Source organism: Frateuria sp. (assembly GCF_035695185.1).
In the GTDB taxonomy this organism is placed as follows: domain Bacteria; phylum Pseudomonadota; class Gammaproteobacteria; order Xanthomonadales; family Rhodanobacteraceae; genus Frateuria_A.
In genome coordinates this window covers 40874-53373 of sequence record NZ_DASSES010000090.1, presented here as the reverse complement: position 1 = coordinate 53373, position 12500 = coordinate 40874, and the positions used below count along the sequence as shown (strand labels likewise).

Genomic DNA, 12500 nt, shown 5'->3' with positions numbered 1-12500 from the left:
CAAACACGGCTTGCGGCCACTTGCAACCCCCACGTTATGATCGGGGCTTGTTTTCAAGGGGACAGCCGAATGGGTTTTCTTTCCAAGCTGGTGCGCCACAAGTCGATCGAACAACTGCAGGCCGATGCCGGCGGCTCGAAGGATTTCCGCCGCGTACTGGGGCTATGGCAGCTCACCGCGATCGGCGTCGGCGCGATCATCGGCGTGGGCGTGTTCGTGCTCGCCGGGCAGCAGGCGGCGGTGAATGCCGGGCCGGCCGTGATCCTTTCCTTCATCGTCGCGGGCCTGGGCAGCGCCTGCGCGGCGCTGGCCTACGCCGAGTTCTCCGGCATGATCCCGGTGACCGGCAGCGCCTACACCTATGGTTACGCGGTGCTCGGCGAACTGTTCGCCTGGATCATCGGCTGGGATCTGCTGGTCGAGTACGCGCTGATCGTCGGCGTGGTGGCGATCGGCTGGTCCGGTTACGTGCAGGCACTCATCGACCAGCTGTTCGGCGTGCACCTGCCGGTGTGGGCGCAGGGTGCGTACGATCCGCACCATCCCGGGAGCGGCAAGGTGTTCAACGTGATCGCCGCGGCGATCTCGCTGCTGATCGCGTGGATGCTCACGGTCAAGACCGAGTGGGGCGCGCGGATGAACACGCTGATCGTCACGATCAAGGTGATCGGCGTGGCCCTGGTGATCGGCGTCGGCGCGTTCTACGTGAACACCGCCAACTGGCACCCGTTCATTCCGCCGCTGACCACGGTGGACGGTGAATCCCATTTCGGCTGGGGCGGCGTGCTTGCCGCGTCCAGCGTCGTGTTCTTCGCGGTGTTCGGCTACGACACGTTGACCACCGCTGCCGAGGAAGCGAAGCAGCCGCAACGCGACCTGCCGCGCGCGGTGCTGCTTTCGCTGGCGGTGTCGATGGTCCTTTACCTGGCCGTCTCGCTGGTGCTTACCGGCATGGTGCCGTACACGCAGCTGGACTCGCCGGCGCCGGTGGATGCCGCGTTCAAGGCGCTGGGCCTGCACTGGGTGCGTGGCATCATCTCGGTGGCTGCGATTGCCGGCATCACCAGCGTGATGTTCGCGTTCATGCTGGGCGCGGCGCGCATCTGGTTCGCACTCGCCCGCGATGGCCTGCTGCCGAAGTGGTTCGCGAAGATCCACCCGAAGTACGGTACACCGGCCCGACCGACCATGATCCTGGGCGTGTTCACCGCGCTGGTCGCCGGGTTCCTGCCGATCGGGGAGGTGGCGGAGCTGGTCAACATCGGGACGCTTTCGGCGTTCATCGTGATTTGCGCATCCGTACTGATCCTGCGCGTGCGCCAGCCGCACGTGAAGCGCGATTTCCGCACGCCGGCGCTGTGGCTGGTGGCGCCCGCGGGGATGCTGTTCTCGCTGTTCCTGATCATCGGCTGGCCGTGGCTGCGCGATGGTCACCTCACGCTGATCGGCGGCCTGCCGATGGTGACGATCATCCGCTTCGTGGTGTGGATGGGCATCGGCCTGGTCATCTATTTCGGCTACGGCATGTGGCACAGCCGGCTGGCGAAACCGGACAGCGACGACTCGCCGGTTGCGCCCAAGCTGGCCGACGGTAGCTGATACCAGGAAGCCCCCGGCAGTCGCGGGGGCTTTGCCGTTGCAGGGCGCACGGCCGTGCCGGCGCCCGGAGGGTCAGCGGGCGATGGCGTAGACGTTGCCATCCAGGGCGGTGGCGTAGAGCGTGTCCCGACCCACGGCAGGCGTGCCCATCACGCCGCCGGTCACGTAGCCGTGGATGGTGCCGGTCGGCAGATGCCAACGCGCCTTGCCGGTGCGTGCGTCCACGGCGAACAGGCCGCGCTGCAAGGTGATACCGGGCACGTAATAGGGCGACGCGCTGACCGCGCCGATGTAGACCGTGCCGTCGGCGAGCACCGGCGTGGCCCAGGTCCAGCCACCGGTGGCGAACGACCAGCGCAGGCGGCCATCGGCCGGGTCGTAGGCCTTCAGAGCCAGGTCATCGGAACTGCCGACCAGGAACAGGCCGCCGGCGTATGTCGCGGAGGACTCGACCCAGCTGCCGCTGGCATTGTCGGCGATCCACACCGGCTTGCCACGCTTCGGGTCGAGCGCGAACAGCTTGTGGCTGCGGCTGCCGACCACCAGTCGGCCGGCGCCGAGGGCCGCGGTGCTCTGCACGATGCCGCCCGTGTCGTAGTGCCACAAGGCCTTGCCGCTGGCGGCGTCGAAGGCGTACAGGGCATGGTCCCAGCTGCCGATGTAGACCACGCCGTCGGTGACCACCGGCGTGGCCCGGAACATGTCGTTGGCGCCGGCGATCCAGGCCGGCTTGCCCGTGGTCGCATCGATGGCGTACAGCCGGGCCCCCGCGGTGCCGACGAAGACCTTGCCGTCGGCAAAGACCGGCGAAGATGCCTTGTAGTCGTAGAACGGGTTGTCGGGGGAGGGCAGTCGGCGGCACAGATCGCCGCTGTGCAGATCGAGCGTCCAGGCCGGCTTGCCGGTGGCCTGATCCAGGGCGTACAGAACGCCGTCGTCGCTGGCGACGAACAGCTTGCCGTCGGCCAGCAGCGGCCGCGCGCGTACCTTCCCTCCCGTTCTGAACGTCCAGCGGGGCACGTGGCGTGAGACGTCCAGTGCGTAAACCGTTCCACTGTCGGAACCGAAATACAGCGTCTTGCCGGCGAGGGTCGGCGATCCCCACAGGGCGCCGTCGGCGCCGAACGTCCAGCGCACGGTGGGCACGGCGGCCTGCGCGGACGAGGGCGAGGCCAACGGCAGCCATGCAGCGAGCAGGGCGATGATCCAGGGCTTTGCAGCCATGAGGTCTCCTTTGCATCGAGGGTAGACGTGGCGGCCACCCGCCACGCCATACCCATGGTAGGCCACGCTGCGGGCGTGACCTCTGGCAGGGGGGAGGGGCATGACCTTCGTCCTACCATCGGATGGTTGTCATGTCGGCTATTGGCCGGCGTGCGCAGGTGAGGGCGCGCACGTGCGCCGTGGTGGTCGGTTGGGGGTAGGTCCTTGAAGGAAATTGGTTCGAAGTTGCTGGTGGCCGCGCTGGGTGCGGCCTTCTCGCTGGGTGCACACGCGGAAAAGGCGGCGCCGCTCGATCAGCCCTATCCGGGCACGCTGACACTGAAGGTCGACCTCACCGACGCGCCGAAGAAGATCTTCCGCGTGCACGAGACCATCCCGGCCCGGCCCGGTGCATTCACGCTGTACTACCCGCAGTGGATCCCCGGCGAGCACTCGCCTTCCGGCCCGATCGACAACCTCGCCGGCCTGGTCATCACCGCCAACGGCAAGCGCGTGCCGTGGCGCCGCGACCGGCGCGACATGTACGCGCTGCACCTGGCCGTGCCCGGGGGCGCCAGCCAGCTCGAGCTCCAGTTCCAGTTCCTCTCGCCGGGCGAGGGCGGCATGTTCGGCGCCAGCGCCTCGTCCACGCCCAACCTGGTGGATGTGGAGTTCAACCAGGTGGCGTTCTATCCGGCCGGCTACTACACGCGGCAGATCCGGATCCAGCCGACGATCATCCTGCCCAGGGGTTGGCAGTTCGGCTCCGCGATGGAGGTGCAGTCGCGCGACGGCGCCAGCACCACCTTCAAGCCGGTCGGCTTCAATGATTTCGTCGACTCCCCGCTGATCGCCGGCGAGCACTTCAACCGCGTGGACCTGAACCCCGGGGGCAAGGCGCCGGTGCACCTCAACGTGGTGGCCGACGCAGCCGACCAGGTCGAGCTCAGCGATGACCAGCTCAGGCAGCACCGCAAGCTCGTCGACCAGGCCGACAAGCTGTTCGGTGCGCACCACTACCGGCACTACGACTTCCTGCTCACGCTGTCCGACCACACCGGCCACTTCGGCCTGGAGCACCACCAGTCCAGCGACGACCGCCTGCCGGCCGACATGCTGGCCGACGACAAGCTGTACGCCCTCACCGCCGACCTGATGCCGCACGAGTACGTGCACTCCTGGTGCGGCAAGTTCCGCCGTCCGGCCAAGCTGTGGGCGCCGGATTTCAACACGGTCGAGGAAGACGACCTGCTGTGGGTCTACGAGGGCCTGACCGACTACTGGGCCGGCGTCCTGACCGCGCGTTCGGGCATGTGGAGCGCCGCGCGGTACCGCGACTCGATGGTCGACATCGCCGCGGCGATGTCGGCGCGCACCGGCCGCGCGTGGCGCTCGCTGCAGGACACCGCCGACGCCGCACCGCTCACCTATTTCGGCGGCAGCGGCTGGGGCAACTACCGCCGCGGTACCGACTTCTACCCGGAAGGCCAGTTGTTGTGGCTGGACGTGGACACGCAGATCCGCGCGCTCTCGCACGGCCGGCGTTCGCTGGACGACTTCGCCCGCGCCTTCTTCGGCATGGACAACGGCAGCTACGTCACCAGGACCTACACCTTCGACGATGTGATCGACACGCTCGACCAGGTGCAGCCCTACGACTGGGCCACCTTCCTGCGCACACGCCTGGACTACACCGGCGACGCGCTGCCCGAGCACGGGATCGAGCGCAGCGGCTGGAAGCTGGCCTACACCGACGCGCCCAATGCCGCGACCCAAGCCGCCGAGGCGCTGCGCCACAACGTCAACCTGGCTTACTCGCTGGGCCTGTCCGCAGCCAGGAACGGCAACATCTACGACGTGCAGTGGGGCGGCCCCGCGTTCCGGGCCGGGCTGGTGCCGGGGCTGGACATCGTCGCGGTCGACGGCAAGGACTACTCGCCCGAGGCGCTGAAGGACGCCGTCAAGGCCGCGAAGACCCGCAAGGCGCCGATCGAACTGCTGGTCAAGAACGTGGACGTCTATACCACTATCGCGGTGGACTACCACGGCGGCCTGAAATACCCGCACCTGGTCCGCGCCGACGGCAAGGACCTGCTGACCGCCATCACCACCCCGCGCAAATAGCTTGCACAGCCGTTCACCCCGAGCGCAGCCGAAGGGCGTCCTTCGGCTCCGGCCCTCCCGGCCCTGCGCTCAGGGTGAACGGAATTCGAGGCACCACCACCGGAGAGTCCGTTCCGTGAAAATCAGACCCCTCGCTTCCGCCCTGCTCGCCGCCGGCTTCATGCTGGCCGCCGTGCCCGCCTTCGCCGACGTACCGCCGATCGGCGATGCGCCCTTCCAGGGCACGCTGAAGATCGATGTCGACGCTACCGACGTCACCCACCGCGTGTTCCGCGTCAACGAGACCATCCCTGCGCAGCCCGGCCCGCTGACTCTGCTGTTCCCGCAGTGGATCCCCGGCCACCACTCGCCGACCGGCCCGATCGACAAGCTCGCCGGCCTGGTGATCAAGGCCAACGGCAAGGTACTGCCGTGGACACGCGACCCGCTCAACGTCTATGCCTTCCACGTCGACGTACCGCAGGGCGCGAACGAGGTGCAGGCCTACTTCGAATTCCTCTCGCCGCAGAGCACCCGCCAGGGCCGCGTGGTGATGACGCCGGAGATGCTCAACCTGCAGTGGGATGCGATGAGCCTGTATCCGGCCGGCTACAACATCCGCAAGATCCCGGCGCAGGGCAGCGTCACCTACCCGGCCGGCTGGAAGGCCGGCACTGCGCTGGAAGTGGCCTCCACCCACGGCGACACGGTCACCTACAAGCCACAGACCTACAACACGCTGGTCGACTCGCCGATCTACGCCGGCAAGTACTTCAAGCGCGTGGACCTCGACCCGGGCGCCAAGACGCCGGTCTACATGAACATCGTCGCCGACGCGCCGAAGTACCTCGAGATCAAGCCCGAGCAACTGAAGCCGCACCGCGAGCTGATCCAGCAGATGTACAAGCTCTACGGCGCGCACCACTACGACCACTACGACTTCCTGGTCTCGCTCAGCGACAAGATGAGCGGCAACGGCCTGGAGCACCACCGCTCCAGCGAGGACGGCGTGGGCGCCGACTACTTCACCGAGTGGGACAAGAACGTCTACGAGCGCGACCTGTTCTCGCACGAGTTCAACCACTCCTGGGACGGCAAGTACCGCCGCGGCGCGGATCTGACCACGCCCAACTTCAACGTGCCGATGAGCGACACCCTGCTGTGGGTGTACGAGGGCCAGACCCAGTTCTGGGGCACCGTCATCGCCGCCCGCGCGGGCCTGTGGAACAAGGACGAGACGCTGGACATGTTCGCCCTCGTCGCCGCCACCTACGACCGGGGCCGCCCCGGCCTGGCCAGCTGGCGCAACGTGCAGGACACCACCAACGACCCGACGATCGCCCAGCGCCGCCCGCTGCCCTACCGCAACTACCAGGCGAGCGAGGACTACTACTCGGCGGGCGCGATGATCTGGCTGGACGTCGATGGCAAGTTGCGCGAACTCACCCGCGGCAGGAAGAAGATCGACGACTTCGCGCGCGCCTTCTTCGGCATGAACAACGGCGACTGGAAGGTCAACACCTACACCTTCGAGGACGTGGTCAGGACGCTCAACGACATCGCCCCGTATGACTGGAAGAGCTACCTGCGCACGCGCCTGGATGGCCACGGCCCGCTGATCGGCGGCATCGCTTCCCATGGCTGGAAACTGGTCTACACCGACAAGCCTTCCAAGGCCGTCAAGGCGATGGAATCGCGCCGCCACGCCGCCGACCTGACCTACTCGCTGGGCCTGTCGGTCGGCAAGGACGGTTCGATCGGCGACGTGCTGTGGGACAGCCCCGCGTTCAAGGCCGGCCTCTCGCCGGCGATGACCATCGTCGCGGTCAACGGCAAGGAATACTCCGCCGACGCCGTCAAGGATGCGGTCACCGCGGCAGCAAAGGACAAGAGCCAGCCGGTCGAACTGCTGGTGAAGAACTTCGACGAGTACAAGACCGTCCGCATCGACTACCACGGCGGCCTCAAGTACCCGCACCTGGTCCGGGACGACAGCAAGCCGGACACCCTGTCCGACCTGATCAAGCCGCTGTAAGCCTTTGGCTCCCTCTCCCCCGGCTCCTACCAACGTTGGGGGAGAGGGCCGGGGTGAGGGGCCAAGGCTCGCCCGAAGCCCCACCCATGCCAGAAACAAAAGCCCCTCTCCCTTCGGGAGAGGGGTGGGGGGAGAGGGTCCGGGAGTACCTCAGGCACCCCGCCCCGCCCAAGTCCTCACCCGCCCACCGGGCACCGCTCTCCCGAGCGGAGAAACCGCATGAACCTCCCCACCCAACTCCGCTATACTGCTCGTCCGCCGAGGATCGACCCGATCCCGCGCGCACCTCGCAATACCACGCGCCTGTAGCTCAGCCGGATAGAGTAGTGGCTTCCGAAGCCATTGGTCGGGGGTTCGAATCCCTCCAGGCGCGCCACATTCCACAGGTCATAGCCCGCTGCCGCACATTGCGGCGCTCTGGTCAGAATCTTCCGTACTAGCAAAGCTCCGCCGATTCCCTCGACGGAGCCTTTTTGTCTCCCCGTCTGCGCGCCAGCTGTAAAGAGACCCATGCCCTTCGGGACAGCTCGGTAGGCGAAAAAGGCTGCGGGACAAATCCGGGCGGAACCAAGGGTCGATCGACCGTCTGCCCACCAAGAGCAAGTGATATGCGAGCGCGGTCGATCGTCCCGCGCACTCGACCGCTCGCTGCCATGGTCCAGCTTTCCAGCCGGCGTGCTACTCAAAGGTGGGGGGCGTCGCTCCCGCCGCCAGGTCTCGATCACAGCCCGGGCGTGAAGCAGGTGGGTGAACCAGTGCTCGTTGAGGCACTCATCGCGCAGCCGGGTGTCGGCCCTCTACCCCAGGGCACCTACACCATCGGACCCATACAAGATAACGTAACGAACTCTGGTCACCGACTGCTGCAATCGATGCGTCTCACACCCAGCCCTTTCAACGAGATGTTTGGTCGGGGCGGCTTTCTGATTCATGGTGACAATTCCCGCGCAAATCACAGCGCCTCAGAGGGCTGCATTGTGCTAAAGCCAAGCATTAGGTCGATTATCGGCCATAGTGGTGACAATGTACTCCACGTGTTCGAACCCATCGTGATGCCTCCCCCCTTCTTTTCAGGCCCCGTGCAATGAGAGCAATCTACTGTGTTCCAGCGCTGTACGCGGCTTTACTGTTCTCAACGAATGCGCTTGCAACGCCAGCACGGGCGCCGATTCACGGCAGCGGCCTCACGGTCTTTTCTACCGTGATCAACAAAAAGACCGTAAAAGTAGAAGTAATGACGCGAGAGAAGGACATCGGTTCACCCAGCGGGAAGCCACCGACGAAAAGGCTCGATTCATGCACCTATACTAGGTATCCGTGCTCGCTTGTGGAAAACATTGCAATATCAGTAGATGGCAAGTCCGTTTTTGTACCCAGAGCCTCTTTTGCAGACCTCTCGGATCTGCGAAGCGCTGATGTCTCCCGGGAGCATGGTTATTTTATTTTAAGACTAGCGGGGGGCGACGCATCTGAAGCGTATCAGGTTGACTTGTATTTCAATAAGGACCTGGTGTTCCACAGAAGCTTCTTTCCAGGGAGCGAGGCAGACGAACCCTCCGAGGAAGCGAGCTATAAACTTATCGATATTGATTAGCTTGGTCGCGGCCCATCGCAGCTTTGCCGGTCCAGCTTTAGAAACTTGTGCGATTTACGGGTCGCCCGAGGACGCTCAGGGGTGGCGCCTCTGTTTCATGAAGAAGCTGGCATCTACCATACGCATGGCGCGCCCGTACAAGGGCAGCGAGAATTTCTCAGGGGAGCCACCCCGGACGGGATTGGCGATACCGGATTAAGTGACGAATTGCAGGTGCCGAACTATCTGGAGACACCAAGTCCTGCAATAAGAAAGTATGATCCGTGTCTGCAGGGAGCATCGATCGCCTCCGCCTTGGACTATTAGGTCACACCAAGGCGCCGTCGATGTTGCGGTGGTCGCGTTCTCAGGCACGAGTGGTTATCGCCATGAACGTCTGCGGATCGCTGGCTTTTCAATCTCGTTCGGATGGGGAATTGGACTCCGAACCGATGTGCCCCTCAAAGGCGGATGGACGTCGCAGGTTGGCTACTGCCTGCGCATCCCTCAAGGTCCGCGCCCCATCAGCCTCTTCGAGAGACTGGAGCGCCCACACCACACGAAAGACCAGCGTCCGCTGCCCCTGCTTGAGCCGCAGGCCCCAAGCAGACTCCGCAGGGTCCAGGCGGCATCGACACGATCCACCCGGAATCTTCGGCGGCCTGATCTCGCGAGCCAAGCGGGACGCAGGTGTGCGATGCACAGAAGAGACAAAATTGTCGGACGTCTGTGAAAGACTGTCCTATGTGGCCAAACTTCGACGGATCGCGCACGCCGCCGCTAATGGCCCCTTCGCCCAATGGCGGATCTGTTCTCCCGTTCGACCTGATGTCGAACCGGGCGCCCGCCATCCGTCGTCCCTTCATCAGCGCGCCCGTGGGCGCGACGCGCACCGGACGACCTGGGAGAAAACGATGACCGCCCCGACAGCAACCGCAAGGCAACTGGTATTGAAGATGTCGGTCTCGCTGGACGGCTTTGTTGCCGGCCCCAACGGCGAGGCCGACTGGGTATTCCGGACGTCCGGCGGCGCCGATTCCACGGCGTGGCTGCTCGAGACGCTGCGCGGTGCCGGCGTGCACATCATGGGCAGCGGCAGCTATTCCGACATGGCGGCGTTCTGGCCCTATTCGGACATGCCGATCGCGGCGCCGATGAACGACGTCCCCAAGGTGATCTTCTCGCGCAGCGGGCTCGAGGACGGTACGTGCCGGGACCGCACGACCGCGGCGCTGGAGGAAGCCGGGGCCCGCAACGCCGCCCGGGATGGGCGCACGCCGACCGATGCGGCCCTGCGCTCCTGGGCCGAGCCCACGGTGGCGCATGGCGATCTTGCGGAAGAGATCCAGCGGCTGAAGGCGCAGCCGGGCCCTTACATCCTCGCGCACGGAGGCGCCCGGTTCGCCCGCAGCCTGGTCGCCTCCGGGCTCGTCGACGAGTACCGGCTGGCCATCCATCCGGTCGTCCTGGGCCAGGGCCAGCCGCTGTTTGCCGGGCTGGCCAGCCCGGCCGACCTGCGGCTGGTCAGCGTGAAGCCCTTCGACTCCGGGGCCGTGGCGGTCGTCTACCGGCCGGCCTGAAGCCCCGCCCATGGCTGGCTGGAAACCGTGGGGGACGCGCTAGGCCGGACGCGCGCTGGCCGTCGTGTCTTTCCTGGAGAGCGGGGTTTCCGCCAGCAGCTCCCGCAGCATCATGGCGGTCGCCTGGAGTTCCGCCTGGAGCGCGCCCAGCGCAGGTTCCAGGCCGCGCTCCCCGCGGATGGACTCGCGCAGCTGCGTGCACAACAGGACGCCCTGGCTGCGGCCCATCACCAGGAACGCGTTCTGCAGGCGGTGCAGGCGCGCGGCGACGGCCGTGCGGTCATGGGCGCGCAACGCGGCAAGCAGCTCCTCGTTGTCGTGCTGCAGCTCGCTCTGCCAGCTCTGCAGATAGGTGCGGCGCTGCTCCGGCGAGGCAATGCGACAGATCAGTGCCAGCGAGCTCTCGGTCGGCCGGGCCGAAGGATCGAGCGCCGCGGGCGTGGCGGCGACGGCGGGCGGCGCGGCGCTCGCCGGAAGGCCGGGCGCGCGGGTGCCGACCTGGCGCAGCAGGCCGAGCAGGCGTTCGATCGAGACCGGCTTGGTGAGGTACGCGGCAGCGCCGGTGGCGAGCGCCTGTTCGATCGCCTCGGGGTCGGAGTCGGCGCTCAGCATCACGATGGCCATGCCGTCGTGAGGGTGGCGCTGGCGATAGCGGGCGAGCACGTCCAGCCCGGAAAGGTCGGGCATATGCATGTCCAGCAGCGCCAGTTGCGGACGGTGCGGGCCTTCCATCGCCTGCAGCCCCTCTTCGCCGCTGCCGGCAAAGATGACGCGATGGCCGGCGCGGCGCAGCAGGTGGCCCAGGGTGTCGCGGCTGGAGCGGTTGTCGTCGACCACCAGGCAGGTGATCGCCGGGACGCGGGCGCGGTGGGCGTCGAGCGCACTGACGGTGTCCAGCGGTTCGGTGACCGCCTGTTCGGGCGCGGCGCGTTCCAGCGGCAGCGCGGCGGTGAAGATGCTGCCGCCGCCGGGGTTGTCGCCCACCGCGACGCGTCCGCCCAGCTGCTGGCAGATGCTGCGCACGATGTGCAGCCCCAGGCCGGTGCCGTCGTGGCGGCGCACCAGGCCATCGCTGGTCTGGTAGAACGGCTCGAAGATGCGCGTCTTCATCTCGTCCGGCACGCCGCTGCCGGTGTCGGTGACGGTGCACAGCAGGCGCGGCTGGACCAGGCCGTTGTCGGCCAGGCGCAACTCGATGCTCACATCGGCGCCGGCCGGACTGAACTTGACCGCGTTGGTGCCCAGGTTGATCAGCACCTGCGCGATGCGGCCCGGGTCGCCGAGCATGGCGTCATCCAGGCCGCGGCCCTGCACGGTGCGCAGCCGCACGCCGCGCTGGTGCGCGAGCGGGCCGACCACGTCGCGCACCTGGCCGAGCACGTTGGCGACCAGGAACGGCTCGCGCGCGAAGTGCAGCCGGCCGGCGTCGATCGCCGCCACGTCGAGCACGTCGTTGACCCGCTGCAGCAACGCAGTGGCGTTGGCGCGCAGCGCGTGCATCAGCTGGCGGTCGGAGGCCTCCAGCGCCGCCGTGTCGATCAGCGAGGCGGCGTGCACCACGGTGTTGAGCGGCGTGCGCAGCTCGTGGCTCATGGTGGCGATGAAGCGGCTCTGCGCGTCGCGCGAGCGCAGCGCCGATTGCGAGATGCCCGAAATGGTGCCGAGCAGGCGGTAGACGGTCAGCGGCAGGCCGACCAGCAGCACCAGCGCGAAGGGGATGAAGGCGGGCCGGTCGACCCAGTAGTGGGGTGGCGCGGCGAACCCCAGCACCACCACCGAGCCGGCCATGAAGCCGAAGAACATGCCCCGGCCGAAGCGCGTGCCGACCATGATGGTCGCCAGCGGCAGCAGCGTGATCATCGAGATGCACAGGTTCCAGGCCAGGCCGAGCAGCACGCCGATGCCCAGCACGTTCACCGCCGCGCCGATGCCGTCGGCCAGCTCCGTGGTGCGCACCACGCGCAGCCGCACCGCCCCCATCCAGGCCAGGCCGAGCATGAAGAACAGTTCCGCCCAGGGGCGCAGCAGCTGGGCCTCCCGCGCCAGGACGGTCCGCGAGTGCGAAGGGCCGGCCAGGTACTGCCAGTAGAGGCACCACAGGAGGGTCAGGGCCAGCAGCAGGGCGCGACGCACCGAGACGTGGTACTCGCCGTAGCTTGCGACCAGCCGGGCCAACCGTCCGTCGCGCAAACGCTGGGCGATCACGCGCAGCGAGCTGGGCGGCGCTTGCGCGGTCCCAGGATTCATAGGTTGTCCCCCTGCTTGGCGGGCACCGGCGGGCCGGTGCCGCTGGGGAGGCATTGTACGCACAGGCAAGGCGGGGCGTGGCCCGGAATGTTTCCTAGGAGGCCGGCGCCGGCCCGGCCGGGCTGGCCGGAGGACGCCGAGGTCCCCGCGCCCCGTCGTC

General features: G+C 67.0%; 8 protein-coding genes, 1 tRNA gene and 1 pseudogene. 7 read left to right on the top strand and 3 right to left on the bottom strand.

What is annotated here, in order from left to right; genetic code table 11:
- Positions 1 to 69 precede the first annotated feature (69 nt).
- On the top strand, positions 70 to 1599 hold the full coding sequence (locus VFH59_RS06795; protein ID WP_325164131.1) for an amino acid permease: 1530 nt from the start codon (positions 70 to 72) through the stop codon (positions 1597 to 1599).
- 72 nt (positions 1600 to 1671) lie between these two features.
- On the opposite strand, the gene VFH59_RS06790 is transcribed toward VFH59_RS06795, so the two are convergent.
- A complete protein-coding gene (locus VFH59_RS06790; RefSeq protein WP_325164130.1) occupies positions 1672 to 2823 on the bottom strand; it encodes a PQQ-binding-like beta-propeller repeat protein in 1152 nt (383 codons plus the stop codon).
- 204 nt (positions 2824 to 3027) lie between these two features.
- Between VFH59_RS06790 and VFH59_RS06785 the strand changes: the two genes are divergently transcribed.
- From VFH59_RS06785 to VFH59_RS06775, 3 genes are all read left to right on the top strand, one after another.
- Positions 3028 to 4926 (top strand): M61 family peptidase, encoded by a 1899-nt coding sequence (locus VFH59_RS06785; RefSeq protein ID WP_325164129.1) that lies wholly within the window; start codon positions 3028 to 3030, stop codon positions 4924 to 4926.
- Positions 4927 to 5086: 160 nt separating this feature from the next.
- The gene (locus VFH59_RS06780; RefSeq protein WP_325164156.1) at positions 5087 to 6940 is read left to right on the top strand and encodes a M61 family peptidase; all 1854 of its coding nucleotides are present in this window, start codon (positions 5087 to 5089) and stop codon (positions 6938 to 6940) included.
- A gap of 299 nt (positions 6941 to 7239) precedes the next feature.
- Positions 7240 to 7316, top strand: a tRNA-Arg gene (locus VFH59_RS06775).
- A gap of 325 nt (positions 7317 to 7641) precedes the next feature.
- Here the strand turns inward: VFH59_RS06775 and VFH59_RS06770 are convergent.
- Positions 7642 to 7725: pseudogene (locus VFH59_RS06770) on the bottom strand (integrase core domain-containing protein); the annotation flags it as partial.
- On the opposite strand from VFH59_RS06770, the gene VFH59_RS18490 reads away from it, so the two are divergent.
- From VFH59_RS18490 to VFH59_RS06760, 3 genes are all read left to right on the top strand, one after another.
- The gene (locus VFH59_RS18490) at positions 7696 to 8028 is read left to right on the top strand and encodes a tlde1 domain-containing protein (RefSeq protein ID WP_414655860.1); all 333 of its coding nucleotides are present in this window, start codon (positions 7696 to 7698) and stop codon (positions 8026 to 8028) included. The pseudogene VFH59_RS06770 and the gene VFH59_RS18490 overlap by 30 nt on opposite strands.
- Positions 8025 to 8534 (top strand): hypothetical protein, encoded by a 510-nt coding sequence (locus VFH59_RS06765; protein WP_325164128.1) that lies wholly within the window; start codon positions 8025 to 8027, stop codon positions 8532 to 8534. The genes VFH59_RS18490 and VFH59_RS06765 overlap by 4 nt, the downstream gene beginning before the upstream one ends.
- Before the next feature lie 893 nt (positions 8535 to 9427).
- Positions 9428 to 10093, top strand: coding sequence for a dihydrofolate reductase family protein (locus tag VFH59_RS06760; RefSeq protein WP_325164127.1), 666 nt, complete (start codon positions 9428 to 9430; stop codon positions 10091 to 10093).
- 39 nt (positions 10094 to 10132) lie between these two features.
- Here the strand turns inward: VFH59_RS06760 and VFH59_RS06755 are convergent, their stop codons facing one another.
- Entirely contained in the window at positions 10133 to 12340 is a 2208-nt protein-coding gene (locus VFH59_RS06755) for an ATP-binding protein (RefSeq protein ID WP_325164126.1), read from the bottom strand.
- Between the last annotated feature and the right edge of the window lie 160 nt (positions 12341 to 12500).

What these genes read in the sequence shown, in the direction of transcription:
- VFH59_RS06755 (WP_325164126.1), bottom strand. Translation starts at nt 12,340, where the DNA reads ATGAATCCTGGGACCGCGCAAGCGCCGCCCAGCTCGCTGCGCGTGATC.
- VFH59_RS06795 (WP_325164131.1), top strand. Translation starts at nt 70, where the DNA reads ATGGGTTTTCTTTCCAAGCTGGTGCGCCACAAGTCGATCGAACAACTG.
- VFH59_RS06790 (WP_325164130.1), bottom strand. Translation starts at nt 2,823, where the DNA reads ATGGCTGCAAAGCCCTGGATCATCGCCCTGCTCGCTGCATGGCTGCCG.
- VFH59_RS06760 (WP_325164127.1), top strand. Translation starts at nt 9,428, where the DNA reads ATGACCGCCCCGACAGCAACCGCAAGGCAACTGGTATTGAAGATGTCG.
- VFH59_RS06765 (WP_325164128.1), top strand. Translation starts at nt 8,025, where the DNA reads ATGAGAGCAATCTACTGTGTTCCAGCGCTGTACGCGGCTTTACTGTTC.
- VFH59_RS06780 (WP_325164156.1), top strand. Translation starts at nt 5,087, where the DNA reads ATGCTGGCCGCCGTGCCCGCCTTCGCCGACGTACCGCCGATCGGCGAT.